21 protein-coding genes, 1 tRNA gene and 1 pseudogene are annotated in these 19,264 nt (G+C 67.2%); 14 read left to right on the top strand and 9 right to left on the bottom strand.

The features are described from left to right. Positions 1 to 74: 74 nt before the first annotated feature. On the top strand, positions 75 to 782 hold the full coding sequence (locus ACRCUN_RS31910; protein WP_462145607.1) for an MspA family porin: 708 nt from the start codon (positions 75 to 77) through the stop codon (positions 780 to 782). Between the two features lie 12 nt (positions 783 to 794). Here ACRCUN_RS31910 and ACRCUN_RS31905 read toward each other — a convergent pair whose 3' ends face one another. The 3 genes and pseudogenes from ACRCUN_RS31905 to ACRCUN_RS31895 form a co-directional block, all read right to left on the bottom strand. Further along, positions 795 to 2,237 (bottom strand): neutral zinc metallopeptidase, encoded by a 1,443-nt coding sequence (locus ACRCUN_RS31905; protein ID WP_462145606.1) that lies wholly within the window; start codon positions 2,235 to 2,237, stop codon positions 795 to 797. Between the two features lie 91 nt (positions 2,238 to 2,328). Continuing rightward, the gene (locus tag ACRCUN_RS31900; RefSeq protein ID WP_462145605.1) at positions 2,329 to 4,230 is read right to left on the bottom strand and encodes an ATP-dependent DNA helicase; all 1,902 of its coding nucleotides are present in this window, start codon (positions 4,228 to 4,230) and stop codon (positions 2,329 to 2,331) included. Between the two features lie 102 nt (positions 4,231 to 4,332). Beyond that, positions 4,333 to 5,667: pseudogene (locus ACRCUN_RS31895) on the bottom strand (nicotinate phosphoribosyltransferase); the annotation flags it as partial. A 62-nt stretch (positions 5,668 to 5,729) separates the two neighbouring features. On the opposite strand from ACRCUN_RS31895, the gene clpS reads away from it, so the two are divergent. From clpS to rdgB, 11 genes are all read left to right on the top strand, one after another. Further along, the gene (gene clpS, locus ACRCUN_RS31890; RefSeq protein WP_067858158.1) at positions 5,730 to 6,032 is read left to right on the top strand and encodes an ATP-dependent Clp protease adapter ClpS; all 303 of its coding nucleotides are present in this window, start codon (positions 5,730 to 5,732) and stop codon (positions 6,030 to 6,032) included. Between the two features lie 6 nt (positions 6,033 to 6,038). Beyond that, positions 6,039 to 6,617: an oxidative stress transcriptional regulator AosR gene (aosR, locus tag ACRCUN_RS31885; RefSeq protein ID WP_462145604.1), complete on the top strand. Its 579-nt coding sequence runs from the start codon at positions 6,039 to 6,041 to the stop codon at positions 6,615 to 6,617. Positions 6,618 to 6,648: 31 nt separating this feature from the next. Then, complete coding sequence (locus tag ACRCUN_RS31880) at positions 6,649 to 7,668, top strand: P1 family peptidase (RefSeq protein WP_462145603.1); 1,020 nt, start codon at positions 6,649 to 6,651, stop codon at positions 7,666 to 7,668. A 13-nt stretch (positions 7,669 to 7,681) separates the two neighbouring features. Continuing rightward, complete coding sequence (locus ACRCUN_RS31875) at positions 7,682 to 8,098, top strand: M67 family metallopeptidase (protein ID WP_462145602.1); 417 nt, start codon at positions 7,682 to 7,684, stop codon at positions 8,096 to 8,098. 10 nt (positions 8,099 to 8,108) lie between these two features. Further along, the gene (locus ACRCUN_RS31870; protein WP_067858149.1) at positions 8,109 to 8,381 is read left to right on the top strand and encodes a MoaD/ThiS family protein; all 273 of its coding nucleotides are present in this window, start codon (positions 8,109 to 8,111) and stop codon (positions 8,379 to 8,381) included. Between the two features lie 3 nt (positions 8,382 to 8,384). After that, a complete protein-coding gene (locus ACRCUN_RS31865; protein ID WP_462145601.1) occupies positions 8,385 to 9,359 on the top strand; it encodes a cysteine synthase in 975 nt (324 codons plus the stop codon). Next, the gene (locus ACRCUN_RS31860; RefSeq protein ID WP_462145600.1) at positions 9,350 to 10,027 is read left to right on the top strand and encodes a rhomboid family intramembrane serine protease; all 678 of its coding nucleotides are present in this window, start codon (positions 9,350 to 9,352) and stop codon (positions 10,025 to 10,027) included. The genes ACRCUN_RS31865 and ACRCUN_RS31860 overlap by 10 nt, the downstream gene beginning before the upstream one ends. Continuing rightward, the gene (gene murI / locus ACRCUN_RS31855; RefSeq protein WP_462145599.1) at positions 10,024 to 10,848 is read left to right on the top strand and encodes a glutamate racemase; all 825 of its coding nucleotides are present in this window, start codon (positions 10,024 to 10,026) and stop codon (positions 10,846 to 10,848) included. The genes ACRCUN_RS31860 and murI overlap by 4 nt, the downstream gene beginning before the upstream one ends. 63 nt (positions 10,849 to 10,911) lie before the next feature. Continuing rightward, on the top strand, positions 10,912 to 11,685 hold the full coding sequence (locus ACRCUN_RS31850) for a cyclic nucleotide-degrading phosphodiesterase (protein WP_462145598.1): 774 nt from the start codon (positions 10,912 to 10,914) through the stop codon (positions 11,683 to 11,685). A gap of 34 nt (positions 11,686 to 11,719) precedes the next feature. Continuing rightward, positions 11,720 to 12,499 carry a ribonuclease PH gene (rph, locus tag ACRCUN_RS31845; RefSeq protein WP_409501181.1) on the top strand — a complete coding sequence of 260 codons (780 nt, stop codon included), beginning with the start codon at positions 11,720 to 11,722 and terminating at the stop codon, positions 12,497 to 12,499. A 6-nt stretch (positions 12,500 to 12,505) separates the two neighbouring features. Continuing rightward, positions 12,506 to 13,111, top strand: coding sequence for an RdgB/HAM1 family non-canonical purine NTP pyrophosphatase (gene rdgB, locus ACRCUN_RS31840; protein WP_462145597.1), 606 nt, complete (start codon positions 12,506 to 12,508; stop codon positions 13,109 to 13,111). 73 nt (positions 13,112 to 13,184) lie between these two features. Here the strand turns inward: rdgB and ACRCUN_RS31835 are convergent, their stop codons facing one another. Together ACRCUN_RS31835 and ACRCUN_RS31830 are read right to left on the bottom strand one after the other, a co-directional pair. Continuing rightward, positions 13,185 to 13,547 (bottom strand): DUF3817 domain-containing protein, encoded by a 363-nt coding sequence (locus ACRCUN_RS31835; RefSeq protein WP_067858130.1) that lies wholly within the window; start codon positions 13,545 to 13,547, stop codon positions 13,185 to 13,187. Beyond that, positions 13,548 to 13,928: a hypothetical protein gene (locus tag ACRCUN_RS31830; RefSeq protein ID WP_462145596.1), complete on the bottom strand. Its 381-nt coding sequence runs from the start codon at positions 13,926 to 13,928 to the stop codon at positions 13,548 to 13,550. Positions 13,929 to 14,034: 106 nt separating this feature from the next. Between ACRCUN_RS31830 and ACRCUN_RS31825 the strand changes: the two genes are divergently transcribed. Beyond that, positions 14,035 to 14,117, top strand: a tRNA-Leu gene (locus tag ACRCUN_RS31825). A 50-nt stretch (positions 14,118 to 14,167) separates the two neighbouring features. On the opposite strand, the gene ACRCUN_RS31820 is transcribed toward ACRCUN_RS31825, so the two are convergent. Beyond that, positions 14,168 to 14,917, bottom strand: a complete 750-nt coding sequence (locus ACRCUN_RS31820) for a potassium channel family protein (protein ID WP_462145623.1) — start codon at positions 14,915 to 14,917, stop codon at positions 14,168 to 14,170. 108 nt (positions 14,918 to 15,025) lie between these two features. Here ACRCUN_RS31820 and ACRCUN_RS31815 point away from each other — a divergent pair, with 108 nt between their 5' ends. Then, the gene (locus ACRCUN_RS31815; protein ID WP_462145595.1) at positions 15,026 to 15,394 is read left to right on the top strand and encodes a SpoIIAA family protein; all 369 of its coding nucleotides are present in this window, start codon (positions 15,026 to 15,028) and stop codon (positions 15,392 to 15,394) included. A 14-nt stretch (positions 15,395 to 15,408) separates the two neighbouring features. Here the strand turns inward: ACRCUN_RS31815 and ACRCUN_RS31810 are convergent, their stop codons facing one another. The 3 genes from ACRCUN_RS31810 to ACRCUN_RS31800 all read right to left on the bottom strand — a co-directional run bounded on the left by ACRCUN_RS31810 (position 15,409) and on the right by ACRCUN_RS31800 (position 19,222). Next, positions 15,409 to 17,232, bottom strand: coding sequence for a fatty acyl-AMP ligase (locus ACRCUN_RS31810; RefSeq protein WP_462145594.1), 1,824 nt, complete (start codon positions 17,230 to 17,232; stop codon positions 15,409 to 15,411). Positions 17,233 to 17,334: 102 nt separating this feature from the next. Continuing rightward, complete coding sequence (locus ACRCUN_RS31805; protein WP_462145593.1) at positions 17,335 to 17,712, bottom strand: DUF4333 domain-containing protein; 378 nt, start codon at positions 17,710 to 17,712, stop codon at positions 17,335 to 17,337. 166 nt (positions 17,713 to 17,878) lie between these two features. Then, positions 17,879 to 19,222 carry a neutral zinc metallopeptidase gene (locus ACRCUN_RS31800; protein WP_462145592.1) on the bottom strand — a complete coding sequence of 448 codons (1,344 nt, stop codon included), beginning with the start codon at positions 19,220 to 19,222 and terminating at the stop codon, positions 17,879 to 17,881. Positions 19,223 to 19,264 lie beyond the last annotated feature (42 nt).

Here is a 19,264-nt window from a genome sequence, read left to right as displayed (position 1 = left end):
GTCGGCGGAAATCGACGGTCGGGTAATCACATAGGCGATACGTTCCCGTGGGGAACTGTAACGAGAGGCCGCCTGTGTTGATTCGTCCGTTGGCACTGTTCACCGTCTTCGTCGCCACCTGCGCGATGGGCGCACCACAGGCGGTGGCCGACCCCGAAACCGACGTCGCACCCCCGCAGGCCGAACCGGCGATCATCGAGGGGCTCGTGGAATCGACCCCGCCTGCGACCACCAAGACTCCGGACGGCTGGGAGCTCACGGTATCGGCAAGGGACGAGACCCAGGCCGTCGTCGCCCCGTTGACCACTGCGGTTTCGTCGCGCGAGTACGTCGTCGGCGGCACATACGCGGGTCGGATGTCGGGACCCGACAATGGTGAGGAGCCGGGCGGCGCGCTGGAGGCCGGCTATCAGATCGGCTGCGGTATCGACATGAGCACGTCCAACGGCGTCTCGCTGACCGGCACCGCAGGCATCAATCCGTCCATCGGTGTCATCGGCACCGACGTCATTTCACCGCTGCCCGAGGGCATCCTGCCGGGCATCGGCGGCAACATCGGCGGCGGCATCACGATCGGTCTCAAGCCCGGCATCATCAACGTCATCCCGGTGGCCGAAAAGCAATTCAAGGGAACCGAGCCGTGGGTCATGATCAGCAACTTCCGGGTGAAGATCGACGGCTGCGTCGGCCAGTCGTTCATCCGCTCCTACGCCATACTCACCAGGTCGACCGACGAGTCCGAGGCGGTTTTGGCGTGGTACGGCGTGACGAAGATCGTCTGATACCGCCGCAACTCAGGCGAAGCGCTTGAGACAGCGCTCCTCGTCGCCAAGGATGCCGACCCGGAACGCGTCGATTCTGGAGAATCCCGACGGCACCGATTCACCGTTGACGTCGCTGGCCACCATGCCGTTGGTGAGGATGCCCGAGACCGCCTCGTCGAGGTCGCCTGCCGTCAGCACGATCGTGTTGCCGTCGGGTGTGGTGACGGGCTGGGTGATCTTCGCCGTCGCCACTCCGGCCAGGCACGCGGTGCGCAGCGCGGCTTCCGCGTTGTCCAGCACCAGGCCGCGTTCGTGCTGCAACGCCAGCATGTACCGCGATATCAGAACGGAATACGCGGTGTTGTCCCCGGCTGCGAGACCGCCCGCCTCCTGTTCTTCGGGGCGCAGGCCCAGCACCTCGAGCTCGTCGAGGTCGACGACGATCGTGTTGTTGTCGGGGCAGTACGACACCGGCGGACTGGGCCTCGCGCTCGGGCACTGCTCTGCGGCGCGCGCGTCGAAGCTCAGCTCCGGTCGGGTGGGCGGTTTGAACAGGACGTTGAGCGCGTCGATCATCGACCGCACGGATTGCTCGGTGATGGGCAACTCGCCGGTCTGGTCCTCGGGCAGCAGCACCGGCAGGTCGCCGCGTCGCTGATTGATCTCCTTGACGTCGATCGTCGCGCACGCCGACGCCCCGTCGGTGAACCCGAACTGGAACGCTGAGATGCGTTCGAACGCCGAACCGTGTTCATCGACACCCACCTCGACGTCGGCCTCGCTGAGCAGCGGGTCGCGGAACCCGATGACCGAAGCCAGCAGATTGTTGAGGCCGTCGCCGGTGCTCAGTGTGAAGCGCGGCGAATTGCCCTCGGCCACCCAGCGCATGTACGTGCCGGCCAGGCAGTCGGCCTGCTGTTCGGCCACGAGCGTGGGGGTGTTGCGCCGAACCAGCTTGGCCTGCTGCTGGATCGCGTGCCCGTACTCGTGGGCCAACACCATCACGACACCCATGTCGCCGTTGAGCTGGCGCAGCGCAGGCAACAGCACACCGCGATCCCAGCCGATGGTCCGATCTGGTTTGCAGAACGCGGCGTTGACCAGGCCGTAGGTCTCCAGCCCGCAGAACTCCCCGTCGAAGCTCTCGGCGTCCCACGAGATCAGCTCTTCGACCGGTTCGAATTCACCGTCGAACGTCTCGCTGTACGCGGTCGACCAGAACTCCTCGACGTCGCTGACCGCGCTGACGGCCAGATTGTCGATCTTGCCGCCGTCGGTACCGGTGGCCTCCCGAGACGGTTCAGAGGCGTCGGGGCGCAAACCGCTCGGGCCGTCGGTCGCGGGCATCCCGGCAACCGAGAACGGGTCGTCGAACACCGAGACGGGAGTGCCCTCCACCAGCGTCGAGCAGGCCGCGAGCGGCAGCACCACACACGTTGCTATCACAGCGCCGAACAGGTGCCGTCGGCTCATGTGTGCCGCCCTTCCGGTGCACTCAAGCGGCCAGGATGGCTCGCGAACGTTGGAGCCAGAATAGTGAATACCGAGACGGCAGGCCGTGTTATCAGTTCGTGCCGCGCAACCGCAGGAGCGCTTGCCGCACCCGGTCGGGATCGGTCGTGGCCCAGAACGGCGGCAACGACGCGCGCAGATAACCGCCGTAACGGGCGGTCGCCAGTCGCGAATCCAGCACGGCCACCACGCCGCGGTCGTCGGTGTGTCGCAGCAACCGGCCGGCCCCCTGCGCCAGTAGCAGTGCGGCGTGATTGGCGGCAATGGCCATGAACCCGTTGCCGCCGCGTGCGCTGATGGCCCGCTGACGTGCCGTCAGCAGCGGATCGTCGGGACGGGGGAAGGGAATCCGGTCGATGATGACCAGCGACAGCGACGGCCCTGGCACGTCGACCCCCTGCCACAGCGAAAGGGTGCCGAACAACGATGTCTCCGGATCGGCTGAGAAGCGTTGTACCAACGCCGAAGTGGTGTCTTCGCCCTGGCACAGCACCGGCGTGACAAGGCGCTCACGCATCACCTCGGCAGCGGCCTTGGCCGCCCGCATCGATGAGAACAGGCCCAGCGTGCGGCCGCCTGCCGCGGTGATCAGTCCCGCGATCTCGTCGAGCGTGTCGGCGCCGGTGCCGTCGCGGCCCGGCGCAGGTAAATGGCTGGCGACGTAGAGGATTGCCGACTTCGCATGTTCGAACGGCGACCCGACGTCGAGGCCGCGCCAACCCGGGTCGGCGTTCTCATCGAAGCCGGCCAGACCCCAGTTGCGGGCCATCGCGTCGAAGTTGCCACCCAGGGTCAAAGTGGCGGACGTCAGCACGGCGGTGGTGTGGGCGAACAACCTCGTGCGCAGCAGCCCCGAAACCGACATCGGCGCCACGCGGAGAATGGATCTCGTTGTGCCGCGCGACTCTTCGTGGTCCACCCACACCACGTCCGTGCGGTCCGGTATGGCCGGGACGAACGATGTGAGGACACGGGTGGCGGTGTCGCTGACGTCGTTGAGGGCGGTCACCGCCTCGGTGCGCGCCGATGCCGCCTTCGGGTCGCTCGGCGACGTGTCGATCGCTGTCCTGGCGGCGTTCGCGGCATCGCGCAGTGCTGTCAGATACGTCGCCAATTCCTCGTCGAGAACGTCGATGCGGCCGGCGGGAACGTCGAAGAGCATCGAGGACAGCGTCGCGGTCGCGGCTTCGAAACGTTGGGCCAGTTCGGCATCGACGAGCCGGGCCATGCGCCGGTGCGCCACACCCATCGACGTCGGGGACAGCTCTCCGGTGGCCACGCCGGTGACCCGGTCTGCCAGCTCGTGCGCCTCGTCGACCACGAGCAGTTCGTACTCCGGCAGGACCGCGAAGTCGGAGAGTGCGTCGATGGCCAGCAGGGCGTGATTGGTCACCACGACGTCGGCCGTGCCGGCCTTCTCGCGGGCGCGTTCGGCAAAGCAGTCGGTGCCGAAGGGGCAGCGCGACACCCCGATACATTCGCGCGCCGACACGCTGACCTGACCCCACGACCGGTCGGGGACACCGGGAACCAACTCGTCGCGGTCGCCGGTCTCAGTGTCCGACGACCATTCGATGAGCCGCTGGACGTCGCGGCCCAAAGCGCTGACCGCCATCGGCGAGAACAGCTCGTCCTGGGGGCGATCGTCTGGCTCGGAGGCGGCCCCGTTGTGAACCTTGTTGAGGCACAAATAGTTTCCGCGGCCCTTGAGCAACGCGAACCGAGGGCGGCGCGGCAGCACATCGGTGAGCGAGTCCGCGAGGCGGGGCAGGTCACGGTCGACGAGCTGTCGTTGCAGTGCGATCGTCGCCGTCGACACCACGACCGGCTGCTCGGTCTGCAGGGACCGCGCGATCGCCGGTACCAGGTACGCCAGCGACTTGCCGGTCCCCGTGCCTGCCTGCACGGCGAGGTGCTCACCGGACTCGAAGGCGTGTGCGACGGCCTCTGCCATCTGGATCTGGCCGGTGCGGCTCGTACCGCCGAGGCCCTCGACGGCGACGGCGAGCAGTTTGGTGACGAGATTGGTGGTGGCTGAGTCCGGCGTGGTCAGCTCCTAACGGTCTTCGCCGCGGTATTCCACGACGCCCGGGACCATCCGCGTCGAAACGGCGGCCTCTCCGCGGGAGAGCTTGAGGCCGTCCCACGGCAGGCTGTGCAGGCCGGCCGCCACACGGTCGCGGGCGGCGGCCAGTTTGTCGGCCGGGTCGGCGTCGTCGGCGGGCCGCCCGCCCACCACGAGGGGCACGCTGAGGTGCCGCGCGGTGAGCCCGGCCGGCGGCTGCGGCGGTTGCCCATGGGGATAGACGACCTCTTCGACGATGGTGCCCGAGGCTTTGGCCAGCCGCAGCGCCTGCTTGCGACCGCCGTGGGATTCCTTGTGGCTGCTGCGTTTGGCGACGGGCATGCCGTCGACCTCGACGAGTTTGTAGACCATGCTCGCGGTCGGCGCGCCCGAACCGGTCACCACCGACGTGCCTACGCCGTAGCTGTCGACGGGTTCGGCGCGCAGCGCGGCGATCGCGAACTCGTCGAGGTCGCCGGACACCACGATGCGCGTCTTGGTTGCCCCGAGCTCGTCGAGCTGCTGGCGCACCTGGCGGGCCAGCACACCGAGATCGCCGGAGTCGATACGCACCGCCCCGAGATCTGGGCCTGCCGCGGCGATCGCGTTCTCCACGCCCTTGGTGATGTCGTATGTGTCGACGAGCAGTGTCGTGTCGACGCCGAGTGCGGCGACCTGACCGCGGAACGCGGCCTGTTCGTCGGGGCCTGCCGCGGTGGTGTGCAGCAGGGTGTATGCGTGCGCGGCGGTACCCAGCGCCGGGACGCCGTAGCGGCGCTGTGCCTCGAGGTTCGACGACCCGGCGAAACCGGCCAGATAGGCAGCCCGCGCGGCGGCGACGGCGGCCTGCTCGTGCGTGCGCCGCGACCCCATCTCGATCATCGGGCGGCCCTGCGCGGCACTGGTCATGCGGGCAGCCGCCGAGGCGATCGCCGTGTCGTGGTTGAAGATTGACAGCACCAGGGTCTCCAGCACCACGCACTCGGCGAATGTGCCGTGCACGGTCAGCACGGGGGAGCCCGGAAAGTACAGCTCGCCCTCGGCGTAGCCTTCGACGTCGCCGGAGAACCGGTAGCCGGACAGGTAGTCCAGGCTCTTGGCGTCGAGGAAGTCGGCGAGGGTCTCAAGAGCCTGCTGATCGAATCTGAACTCTGACAACGCTTCCACGAAGCGGTCGGTGCCCGCGACCACGCCGTAGCGGCGGCCCTCGGGCAACCGCCGGGCGAATACCTCGAACGTCGTCTGCCGGTGCGCGGTGCCGTCGCGGAGCGCGGCGGCAAGCATGGTCAGCTCGTATTTGTCGGTGAGCAGCGCGACCGTCACATGTGCAACCGTAGAGCAACGACGGCTGTTTTAAGATCACCGCATCGCGCCGGTATTGTGGGCGCATGGTTACACCGGCGAAGGCCCGACCGGGAACCCGTGAGGAATCCGATGTCGCCACCGTTGAGTCCACCGAAAACCCGTGGGTGACCATCGTCTGGGATGATCCGGTCAATCTCATGAACTACGTCACCTACGTCTTCCAGAAGCTGTTCGGCTACAGCGAGCCGCATGCCACCAAGCTCATGCTGCAGGTGCACAACGAGGGTAAGGCCGTGGTGTCCGCGGGCAGCCGGGAGTCGATGGAGACCGACGTGTCCAAACTTCATGCGGCAGGCCTGTGGGCGACCATGCAGCAGGACCGCTGATCGACGGTGCGGAAATGGAAGCGGGTCGAGACCGCTAACGGCCCGCGGTTCCGGTCGGCGCTCGCAGCTCATGAGGCCGCGCTGCTGTCGAGCCTGGTCGGGTCATTGCTGGGAATGCTCGAAGAGCGTGAATCGTCAGGCCCCACAGACGAACTCGAAGCGATCACCGGGATGAAGACCGGTAATCCACAGCCGCCGCAGGACGCCACGATGAAGCGTCTGCTGCCTGACTTCTATCGGCCGCAGACCGAGCACCCGGCCGGATCCGGCACCGCTGAGAGCCTCAACAGCGCACTGCGCGGTCTGCACGAGCCGGCGATCATCGACGCCAAACGCGAAGCGGCGCAACGGCTGCTCGACACCGTGCCGGACGGCGGCGGGAAATTCGAGCTGAGTGAGGACGACGCGCAGGCCTGGGCCGGCGCGGTAAACGACGTTCGCCTCGCGCTCGGCACCATGCTCGAGATCGGGCCGGACGGGCCGGACCGGTTGTCGCCGGAGCATCCGATGGCCGGACATCTCGACGTTTACCAGTGGCTCACGGTCTTGCAGGAGTACCTGGTGCTTGGCCTGATGGGGAAGTGATGAGCGCTTGCGCGAAGAACGGACTGTGCTGATGGGTTCGATCACCGACGTCGGCGGCATTCTCGTCGGCCACCATCACCGGCTCGATCCAGACGCGGCACTGGGCTCGGGATGGGCATCGGGCACCACGGTGGTGCTGGCCCCGCCGGGCACCGTCGGCGCGGTCGACGGCCGCGGTGGCGCACCCGGAACCCGGGAAACCGACTTGCTCGACCCGATCAACACCGTCCGCCACGTGGACGCGGTGGTCCTCACCGGCGGCAGCGCGTACGGGCTCGCGGCCGCCGACGGTGTCATGACCTGGCTGGAAGAGCAGGGCCGCGGTGTCGCGATGGACGGCGGCGTCGTGCCGATCGTCCCGTCGGCGGTGATCTTCGATCTTCCGGTGGGCGGCTGGGGCTGCCGACCCACTGCCGAGTTCGGCCGTGCGGCCGCTGAGGCGGCGGGCAGCCAGTTCGCATTGGGCACGGTAGGCGCGGGCGTCGGCGCACGGGTCGGTGTCCTCAAGGGCGGGGTCGGCACGGCGTCGATGACGCTGGAATCCGGCGTGACCGTCGGCGCGGTGGTCGTGGTGAACGCGGCAGGCGACGCCGTCGACCCGGCGACCGGCCTGCCGTGGATGAGCGAGTATGTCGAGGAGTTCGGCCTCATCGCGCCGCCGGCCGATCAACTGGCCGGATACGCCGATCTGCGCTCCGAGCTGAGTCCGCTCAACACCACCATCGCGGTGGTCGCGACGGACGCCGCGTTGAGCCCGGCCGCGTGCCGGCGCATCGCCGTTGCCGCGCACGACGGGCTCGCGCGGACCCTCCGGCCGTGTCACACCCCACTCGATGGCGATACGGTGTTCGCGCTGGCCACCGGCGCGATCGCGGTGCCGCCGGATCCGAGAACGCCGGTCGCGATGTCGCCCGAGACCGTACTGGTCACCCAGGTCGGTGCGGCCGCCGCGGACTGTCTGGCCCGCGCGGTTGTGGTCGGACTGCTGGCCGCTGAGTCGGTCGCTGGAATACCGACCTACCGTGACATGTTGCCCGGAGCGTTCGAATGAAAGGTGCAATCAGGTGCTGGTGATACGCCGCGACCTCGTCGAGGCCATGGTGGCGCACGCCCGGGCCGATCACCCTGATGAAGCGTGCGGGGTCATCGCAGGCGCTGAGGGCTCCGACCGGCCCGAGCGGTTCATCGCGATGGCCAACGCCGAACGATCGCCGACGTTCTACCGCTTCGATTCCGGTGAACAGCTCAAGGTGTGGCGGTCGATGGACGATGCCGACGAGGTTCCCGTCGTCATCTATCACTCGCACACCGCGACCGATGCGTACCCGAGCCGCACCGACATCTCGCTGGCCCAAGAGCCCGACGCCCACTACGTTCTGATCTCCACGCGTGACCCCGACGAGCACGAGCTGCGCAGCTACCGCATCGTCGACGGCGTCGTCACCGAAGAACCCGTCGATATCGTTGAGCAGTACCAATAAGGAGCAACCCGTGACAGTTACCGTCTCGATCCCCACGATCCTCCGCCCGCACACCGGCGGACAGAAGCGCGTGAGCGCCTCCGGCGACACCCTGCAGGCCGTGATCACCGATCTGGAGAACAACTACTCCGGCATCTCCGACCGCCTTGTCGATAACGGCAAGCTTCACCGCTTCGTCAACATCTACGTCAACGACGAGGACGTGCGGTTCTCCGGCGGCCTCGACACCGCGATCTCCGACGGCGACTCGGTGACGATCCTGCCCGCCGTCGCCGGTGGATAGCTGATGGCGCGTTACGACTCGCTGCTGCAAGCCCTCGGCGACACGCCGCTGGTGGGGCTGCAGAACCTGTCGCCGCGGTGGGACGACGGCGATGACGGCACACCGCACGTCCGGCTGTGGGCCAAGCTCGAGGACCGCAACCCCACCGGGTCGATCAAGGACCGCCCCGCGCTGCGGATGATCGAGCAGGCCGAACGCGACGGCCTGCTCGCGCCCGGCGCCACCATCCTGGAACCCACGAGCGGCAACACCGGCATCTCGCTGGCGATGGCGGCCCTGCTCAAGGGCTACAACATGATCTGCGTGATGCCCGAGAACACCTCGATCGAGCGGCGCCAGCTCCTCGAGCTCTACGGCGCCCGGATCATCTTCAGCCCGGCCGAGGGCGGATCCAACACCGCGGTGGCGACCGCGAAAGAGCTTGCCGCAGAGAACCCTTCGTGGGTGATGCTCTACCAGTACGGCAATCCCGCCAACAGCGATGCGCACTATTACGGCACCGGCCCGGAACTTCTCGCGGATCTGCCCGAGATCACGCACTTCGTCGCGGGCCTCGGCACGACCGGAACGCTGATGGGCACCGGCCGCTACCTGCGCGAGCATGTGCCAGGCGTGCAGATCGTCGCCGCCGAACCCCGCTACGGCGAAGGTGTCTACGCGCTGCGCAACATCGACGAGGGGTTCATCCCCGAGCTGTACGACGCCGACGTGCTCACCACCCGGTTCTCGGTGGGATCGTTCGACGCGGTGCGGCGCACGCGGGAACTGGTGACCCGCGAAGGGATCTTCGCCGGGATCTCCACCGGGGCAGTGCTGCACGCCGCACTGGGGATGGCCGCCAAAGCGGTCAAAGCCGGCGAGCGGGCCGACATCGCGTTCGTGGTGGCCGACGCCGGTTGGAAGTATCTGTCGACCGGCGCGTACGCCGGTAGCCTGGATGACGCCGAGGACGCGTTGGAAGGGCAGCTATGGGCTTGAGTGGCTCCGCCGGATTCCCGGCCGGCCCCACGCCGAAGGACAAGAAGCCGCCGGCGTGGAAGGTGGGCGGAGCCACCATCCTGACGTTTGTCGCCCTGCTGTACGTCATCGAACTCGCCGACCAGCTCTCCGGTGGACGCCTGGACCGCAACGGGATTCGCCCGCTGGAAACCGACGGTTTGTGGGGCATCCTGTTCGCGCCGCTGTTGCACGCCAACTGGCAGCACCTCGTCGCCAACACCGTGCCCGCGCTCGTGCTCGGATTTCTGGTCACCCTGGCCGGGATGTCGCGGTTCGTCTGGGCGACGGCGATCATCTGGATCCTCGGCGGCGTCGGCACCTGGCTGATCGGCGATGTCGGTGGCTGCCCGCTGCCGACCAACCACATCGGTGCCTCGGGCCTGATCTTCGGCTGGCTGACATTCCTGCTGGTGTTCGGATGGTTCACCCGGCATGTCTGGCAGATCGTCGTCGGCATCGTGGTGCTGTTCGTCTACGGCGGCATTCTGTGGGGCGCGGTCCCGGTGCTCAACACGTGCGGCGGCGTGTCCTGGCAGGGCCATCTGTGCGGGGCCATCGCGGGCGTCGTCGCGGCGTACTTCCTGGCGGGGCCGGAACGCAAGGCGCGCGAAGCACGCAAACGGAGCCAGCCGTATCTGAACTCATGACCGACCAACTCGCGCCGATCGGCATCTTCGATTCCGGAGTCGGCGGGCTCACCGTGGCCCGCGCCATCATCGACCAACTGCCCGATGAGGACATCGTGTACGTCGGTGACACCGGCAACGGGCCCTACGGCCCATTGACCATTCCCGAGATCCGCGCCCATTCGCTGGCGATCGGTGACGATCTGGTGTCCCGCGGCGTCAAGGCCTTGGTGATCGCGTGCAACACGGCGTCGTCGGCGTGCCTGCGCGATGCACGTGAGCGCTATTCGCCGGTACCCGTCATCGAGGTGATCCTGCCCGCGGTGCGCCGCGCCGTGGCGGCGACGCGCAACGGGCGCATCGGCGTGATCGGCACGGCGGCGACCATCGCGTCGGGCGCCTACCAGGACGCGTTCGCCGCGGCGCGAGACACCGAGGTGATCGGGGTGGCCTGCCCTCGGTTCGTCGATTTCGTCGAGCGCGGAGTCACCAGCGGGCGCCAGGTCCTCGGACTCGCGGAGGGCTACCTGGAGCCGTTGCAGCGCGCCGAGGTCGACACCCTGGTGCTGGGCTGCACGCATTATCCGATGCTGTCGGGCCTCATCCAGTTGGCGATGGGCGACAACGTCACACTGGTGTCTTCGGCCGAGGAGACCGCGAAGGATCTGCTGCGGGTGCTCACCGAGCTGGATTTGCTCAGGCCGCATGAGTCCCCGCCGGCGCGGCGCGTGTTCGAGGCGACGGGCGATCCCGAGGCCTTCACCGCTCTGGCCGCCCGGTTCCTGGGACCGAGCCTGGACGGAGTGCGGCCGGTGCGGCGTCACGCCGGCGCCGGAAAATGATCTCTGTCGCCAAACCGGGCATGTCTTGGCCAGGTGCATAGCAGGCATGGCAAGCTAGACACTGTGCGATTGACCGTACTGGGATGCTCCGGCAGCGTTGTCGGCCCAGATTCGCCAGCTTCTGGCTACCTTGTCACCGCACCGGACACGATCCCGATGGTTATCGACTTCGGCGGCGGCGTGCTCGGTGCGCTGCAGCGCTATGCCGATCCCAATTCGGTCAACGTCTTGCTGTCCCATCTGCATGCCGACCACTGCCTGGATCTGCCCGGGTTGTTCGTGTGGCGGCGGTATCACCCGATGCCGGCGACCGAGCGCGGGCTGATGTACGGCCCCGCACACACCTGGTCGCGGCTGGGCGCCGCGTCGTCGCCCGAGGGCAACGAAATCGATGATTTCTCCGACATCTTCGAGGTGCGCCACTGGGAGGACGGCAAGGCCGTCGAGCTCGGAACGCTCAGCGTGACGCCGCGGCTGGTGTGTCACCCCACCGAGTCCTACGGCATGCGCTTCACCGATCCGTCCGGGGCCACGCTCGTCTACAGCGGCGACACCGGGTACTGCGATGCACTCGTGGACCTCGCGCGCGGCGCCGACCTGTTCCTGTGCGAGGCGTCCTGGACGCATGATCCGTCGCGGCCCCCCAAGCTTCATTTGTCGGGTACCGAGGCCGGCCGCGCGGCCGCCGCGGCAGGGGTCGGTGAGTTGCTGCTCACTCACATACCGCCGTGGACCTCACGCGAGGACGTGATCAGCGAAGCCAAGGCGGAGTTCGACGGACCGGTGCACGCGGTGGTATGCGGCGAAGTCTTCGACGTCACCCGGGGCGGTGTCTGAGGGGTACGTCGGTCCGACCCGATAGGGTTGGCGCGTGTCCAGACGAGAAGATGGGCGGCTCGATGACGAGCTGCGACCGGTGGTCATCACCCGCGGCTTCACCACACATCCGGCCGGGTCGGTATTGGTCGAGTTCGGCCAGACCAGGGTGATGTGCACGGCATCGGTCACCGAAGGGGTGCCGCGCTGGCGCAAGGGTTCGGGGCAGGGCTGGCTCACCGCCGAGTACGCGATGTTGCCCGCGGCAACGCACGACCGCTCGGACCGTGAATCGGTCAAAGGTCGCGTTGGCGGGCGCACCCAGGAGATCAGCCGGCTGATCGGGCGGTCCCTGCGCGCATGCATCGATCTCGGGGCGTTGGGGGAGAACACCATTGCCGTCGACTGTGATGTGTTGCAGGCCGACGGCGGTACCCGCACCGCAGCGATCACCGGCGCCTACGTCGCGCTCGCCGATGCGGTGACCTACTTGTCGGCGGCCGGCCGGTTGTCGGACCCGCGGCCGCTGTCGTGTGCCATCGCGGCGGTATCCGTCGGCGTGGTCGACGGGCGCGTGCGCGTCGATCTGCCCTACACCGAGGACTCCCGTGCCGAGGTCGACATGAACGTCGTCGCCACCGACACCGGCACGCTCGTGGAAATCCAGGGCACGGGCGAGGGCGCGACGTTCCCGCGCTCGACGCTCGACAAGCTCCTGGATGCCGCACTCGGCGCCTGCGAGCAACTGTTCGTGCTTCAGCGCGAGGCGCTCGAGCAGCCGTATCCCGGTGTGCTGCCGGAAGGCCCGGCGCCGAAGAAGGCGTTCGGAAGCTGATTTTCGGTGACTCAGCTACTGGTTGCCAGCCGCAATCCCAAGAAGCTGGCCGAGCTACGTCGCGTGCTCGACGCTGCCGGGGTGTCGGGGCTTGAGCTGTTGTCGTTGGCCGACGTGGCGCCGTTCGACGAGGCGCCCGAAACCGGCGCCACCTTCGAGGAGAACGCGGTGGCCAAGGCTCGCGATGGGTATGCCGCGACCGGATTGGCCTGTGTCGCAGATGATTCCGGCATTTCCGTCGACGCACTGAACGGTATGCCCGGTGTGCTGTCGGCGCGCTGGTCCGGCGTGCACGGTAACGACGCCGCGAATACCCAACTGCTGCTGGGGCAGTTGGCCGACGTCCCCGACGAGCGGCGCGGCGCGGCCTTCGTCTCGGCGTGCGCGCTGGTATCTGCGGCCGGATCGACAGTGGTGCGAGGAGAGTGGCCCGGCACTGTCACTCGCGAGCCTCGCGGCGACGGCGGCTTCGGTTACGACCCGGTGTTCCTGCCGGAAGGGTCGACGCGTACCGCGGCCGAACTGACGCCTGCAGAGAAGGACGCGGCCTCGCACCGCGGGCGCGCGCTGGCCTTGCTGGTGCCTGCGCTGCGGGAGTTGGCTTCCGGGTAGGGGCGCCGTCGCGCCAGTAACGCTGCGGCGGAAAAATCGCTCTCAGGCCGCCACCACGTTACTCACGCGGATTTCAGAGACCGAAGCGCTGCTTGATGTCTCGGGTGTTGAAGTGCTCGACGATGATGCCGAGGAACGGGATCGTGCCGGACAGCAGGACGCCGATCGTCTTACCGATGGGCCAACGGATCTTGACCGCGAGGTTGGCCGTGAACATCAGGTAGATGAAGTACACCCAGCCGTGCACCACGCCGATCCAGCCCGGCGGATTGTCGACCTGCACGATGTACTTGAGGACCATCTCGTAACAGAGCGCGATGAGCCACAGGCCGGTCGCCCAGGCGAACACGCGGTAGCCCAGGAGTGCCTTGCGGATGGTCTCCTTGGGGGTCGAGACCTCGCCTTCGGCTTCGGCGGGGGATTCGGGTGACGTCATCTATCGGTCCCTGTCTTTCTTCTCGGGCATGGCATCCGACTTCGCCAGCTCGGCAAGGTATGCGTTGTACTCGGAGAGAGTCCGGTCGCTCTCGTCGCGGGTCGCAGGCTTGGGCCGTTCGGGCAGCAGGCCCGCGGGAATCTCGGTGACCTCGTCCTTGGGCCGCTCAGGCGGAGCCTCTTCATACCGGACGAACTTGTAATAGGCATAGAAGCAGAACCCCGCGAACATCGGCCACTGCAGGGCATAACCCAGATTCTGGAATGTGCCCGACGCCGACTCATAACGGGTCCACTGCCACCACGCCAACCCCAGGCAGCCGGCGGCGCCAAGGATCACCAGCAGAATGAGCGCTGGTCTCCTACGGCGTGTAGTGGACATTCGTCCATGGTACGGCGAGGTGCTTGGGGAGCTCTCGTGCGCTCAGACTTTGGGCCTGACCGACAGATCGGACGGCGCGGCGGGCCGCTAGGCTTGATGCGCCTATGCGGGCGTGATGGAACGGCAGACATGCCGGCTTTAGGTGCCGGTGCTCGAGAGAGCGTGTGGGTTCGAATCCCACCGCCCGCACTCAACTCACATGTGCCTCGCAAACGCGATATCGCATGCGATACCAGGTTTCAAGATCGGTACTGGTTTCCTGAACCGTCGATGACCGGCGCGCCGCGCAACTCCTCGCGCAGTGACGCGATCTCTTCGCGGAGTTGATTGATATGTGCGGCTGTGGCGGCCGCGGATGCGGTCTCGTCGACCGTGACACTCTGCACGATCCACGACGCGATCGTCGCGGTGATCGAGCCGACCAGGCTGATCCCGCCGATCATCAAGAGCGCCGCGATGACTCGACCCGTCGTCGTGACCGGGTACATGTCGCCGTAGCCGACGGTCGTGATCGTCGTGATCGCCCACCACACCGCGTCACCGAAGTCGGTGATGTGGGCGTCGGGTGCGCCGCGCTCCGCTTGCAGGACGGCCAGCGATGCGACGTACACAAGTAGGACCGCGCCCGAGATCGTGTACAGGACAACCTTGCCGCGAATCGCGTTGCCGACGGCTTTCTGCAGGACGCTGATGAGCACGATGAGGCGTAACAGACGCAGCGGCCGCAGCAACGGCAACAGGACGATCATGAGGTCGAACAGGTGCGTCACGAACCACTGCTTGCGGTCGGGCGCGAGATAGAGCCGGGCGACGTAGTCGGCGGTGAACACCGCCCACGTCGCGAGGGTCGCCATGTCGATGGCACGAGCGGCCAGCCCGTGCGGCTGGACGAGAACCTCGATCGTGTACGCCGCCAGGAACACCGCGGCGACCGCCGCAAGCGGCCACTCGGCCCGGTGTTCCCAATTGTCGAGGCGCCGTTGCTGCATCGTCACGTCAAGGAGTGTGCGGCACGGACATGGGATCGGTCCCGGCAACCCGGTGTTTTCCCGGTCGGGCCGCAATATCGGCAATATTCTGTGCCAGGAGGTGCGTCCATGATCGATGTATTGCCCGACATGCCAGACGGGGTGGTCGGCATCCGGGTATCGGGTCGTGTGCGTGGAGACGATCTACGTGAGTTCGAGCCGACGATGGATGAACTGTTCAAGACCGGCGAAATCCGGATCGTCGAGGTCATCGCCCACGATTACGAAGGCTTCGGCGCTGGCGGGCTCGCCGAAGATCTGAAGCTCGGGTTCGGTGCGCTGTTCCGTCACCACTCCGCGTTCAAGCGGATCGCCGTCGTATCGGACAAGGACTGGGTTGCCCACGCCTTGCACGCATTCGCCTGGATGATCCCAGGTGAGCTCGCCTGCTTCGGCCTCGACGAACTCGACGCGGCCAAGCAATGGGCGGCAGGCTGAGCCCAGCCCGGGACCTACCGATCGAACTCGCCGGCCAGATACTCGTTCCGGCACGCGTTGCGCGCCAGTTTCCCGCTCGTGGTGCGGGGGATGACCCCGGCCGCGACCATCCGCACGTCGGCGACCCGGACCTGGTGTTGACGTGACACCGCGGACCTGATGGCGTCGACGATCGGGCCGGGTTCGGCGCGGCCCGCACCGGCCGCGCGTTCGGCGACGACCACGAGTTCCTCACCGCGTTCACCGGGCACCGAGAATGCCGCGACGTATCCGGAGCGGACCGCGCGTGAGGACAGGCTGACCGTGGTCTCGATATCGGTGGGGTAGTGATTGCGGCCGTCGATGATGATCATGTCTTTGATCCGGCCGGTCACGTACAGATCGCCGTCGACGTAGACACCGAGATCGCCGGTGGCCAACCACAATCCGTCGTCGCCCACGCCCTCGGCGTGGCTGCCCGCCTCGAGGCGGGTTTGCAGCTTGTTGCCGAACACGCGCTGCGACTCGTCGGGACGGCCGAAGTAGCCGCGGCCGACGTTGTTGCCATGCAGCCAGATCTCGCCGACCTTGCCGTCGGCCATCTCGTCGCCATCGGGACCTGCGATCACCACCCATTGGTTGGGGATCGCCCGGCCGCATGACACGTGCGCGACCGCGCCCTCGGTGCTCGCGTCGACGATCACCGCTTGCCCGGCATTGAGCTGCTCGCGATCCAGGTAAATGACGCTCGCCGTCTCGTGCGGGGCGATGCTCGCGACCGACAGCGTGGCCTCGGCCATGCCGTAGGACGGTTTGACGGTCGTCGCAGGAAGTCCATACGGGGCGAACGCCGTCGTGAACTCCTCGATCGACGACATCGTCACCGGTTCGGACCCGTTGAGCAGCGTGACAACATTGCTCAGGTCGATCGATTCGCCCTTCGGGGGCAGGCCGCGTTGCGCGCACAGTTCGAATGCGAAGTTGGGCGCGGCGGCCAGGGTCGGCCCGGTCGCGGCCTCCTCGGCGAGGCGTTTGATCCAGCGGTAGGGGCGGCGCACGAACGCCATGGGGTCCATCAGGGTGATGTGGTTGCCGCACAGCGCCGGGAACATGATCATGATCAGGCCCATGTCGTGATAGAGCGGCAGCCAGCTCACACCGCGGATACCCATCTCCAGGTCGCCGGCAAGGATCATCTGAATCACGTTGGTGCACACGTTGCGATGGGTGATCTCGACGCCGGCGGGGGTCCGTGTCGAACCGGACGTGTACTGCAGGTAGGCGATGTCGTCGGTGTCGCGGGCCACCTCGGTGAACATCGGCGCGAGAGAATCCGGGACCGCGTCAACGGCGATCATGCGCGGGCGCTGCGCGGCGGGCAGGGTGCGCAGGAAACTGCGCACCGACTCGGATGCCGCGGTCGTCGTCAACACCACCGTGGGCTTGGCGTCGGCGAGTACGGCGGCCAGCCGTTCGGCATGGCCGGCGAGGCTCGGCGCGAACAACGGGACCGCGATGTTCCCGGCGTGGACGGCCGCGAAGAACGCCGACACGTAATCGACGCCTTGTGGCGCGAGAATCGCGACGCGGTCGCCGGGGGAGGTGACCTGCTGCAGGCGGGCACCCACGGAGCACACCTGCGACCAGAGCCCGTTCCAGCTCAGTTCGATCACGCGTCCGTCGGGATCGGTCGAGTAGTCGACGAAACGGTAGGACGGCGCATCGCCGAACCTCGCGCGGTTGCGGTCGAGGAACGACGTCAGCGTGACACCGTCGGGCACCACGATGGTGCCGTCGGCATTGACATAGTCCTCAATGCTGGACTCAACGGCAGTGCTAGCCAAGGCATCCCGACCCATAGCACAGACACTAGTAGTGGTGCTAAGTAACCAAGGAACCGGAGCGGCATGACAGTTGTCACTACCCGGGCGGAAATGTGATCTTGATTACGAAACGGGGCGTTATCGAGGCCCGTCGACAGCGTAGGTGCCGCTGTCATCGGTGAATTCGACGGTCACCTGACGCACGGTGGCATTGATGTCCACCGCACAGGTGAAGGTGCCGCCAACCTTCACTTCCGGATTGCGGCCGTTGTTGCATGCGACCGCGGCCACGTCGTTGGCCCCGTATCCGTAGATCGGGTTCGACAGAATCTCGGCGACGCCGGCTTCTGCATGGCGGACATCGAGGCGCGTACCGCTCGACTCTCCCAACTTCCACACCGCGAGCCCGACGGCGACGAGCGCGACCGCCCCGACCGCGGCCCCGGCGATGAGCCACTGACGTGAGCGCCTACTCGGCGGTGTGGCGACCGAGCGCTGCGGTGGTGGCAGAGGCACCGGCGGCAGGGGAGCGGGGGGCGGTGGACGGTGTTGGTTGCGTGGCGGCCGCGGCGGTTGCCACGTCGGCGGCCGACCAGAAGGTGCTCCCGGCGGCGGCGGCGCGCCGCCCGGCCGGACCCACCAGGGCTGCTCTGGACCGCTCATTGTTTCTCCTCCGCCACGCTCACGGGAATCGCTGATAGCACTGCGCGTCGTCACCCTGCAGACCCGATCGGTACGCGAGGATCCGGCTGAACCCCGCGCCGAGGAGCGTGCCGTTGACATCGCTGGCGGCCAGCCCATTCGTGAGCAGTCCGCTGATCGCCTCGTCGGTGTCGCCGGCCGACAGTCGGATCGACTGGTCGGGCTCGGCCATCCTGGCCTGCGCCACGCCCGTCAGGCACCCGGTACGCATGGCCGAGACGGGCGTATCGATCGCGAGCCCCTTCTGATGCTGAACGGCCAGCGCGTATCGCGACGTCAGCACCGATATCGCGGTGTTGTCGCCCTGCAACAGTTCCTGTTCGTCGTTTTCGTTCTTGGCCTCGCCCAGCGCTTTCAGGCCCGGCAGGTCCACCGTGATGGTGTTGCTCGACGGGCAGTACGACGCCGGCGGTGACGGCCTGGCGTCGGGGCACTCGGCGGCCTCAGTGCTCAGCTTCGGCGGATCGGCCGGTGCGTAGATCTGCCCGAGCACCTCCATCAGATCGGTCAGCAGATCAGTGGTGATCGCGGTGTTGCCGGACTGGGACTGGCCGAGGAACTCGGAGTCGAGGAACTTGGGGAGGTCCCCGCGACGCTTCTTGATCTCGGTCATGTCGATTGCCGCGCATTGGTCGACGTTGCCGCTGAAGCCGATCTGGAACGCGCTGACGCGATCGAGTGCCGATCCGTGCTCGTTGCCGGTCATGACCGCGTTGAGTTGCGTCATCAACGGATCGCGGATGTAGATCAGGCCGGCGAGCACGTGGTTGAGTCCGTCGCCGGTGCTCAGCTCGAAGCGCGGTGAGTTCCCCGCGGCCACCCAACGCAGATACACCCCCGCGAAGCAGTCGGCCTGTTGTTCGGACACCAGCACGGGCGTCGACCGGTCGACCAGCCTGGCCTGGTGCTGCACAGCGTGGCCGTACTCGTGCGCCATCACTCCGACGACGCCCATCTGGCCGAAGTACTGTGCCGCGACCGGGATCGCGACGCCCCGGTCCCACGCCATCACGTCAGCGTTGGTGCAGTAGAACGCGTTGGTGAGCCCGAGCGTGTTCTGCCCGCAAATCTGGAGGCCGGGTTCTTGATCGGAGTTGAACGACACCAAGCGCTTCACCGGAGTGAATTCGCCGAACAGCGACCCGCCTGCGTAGTTCTGCGACCAGAAGTCCTCGATGTCGTCGATCGCCAGCAGCGCCAGGTTGTCGATCTGGCCCCCGTCGGTGTTCTCCGCGCTGCGGGCCGGCGCGGGCGCATCCGGACGGACCCCGCTGTGGCCCTCGTTGACCGGCAATCCGCCGACGCGGTCGGGATCGAACAACATCGAGGTCGCCTTACCCTGAACCACCGTGCCACTGCCGCACCC

The organism is Mycobacterium venezuelense (assembly GCF_054919535.1).
Note: the sequence above shows the minus strand (reverse complement) of the source record. Positions and strands in the feature narration are given on the sequence as shown.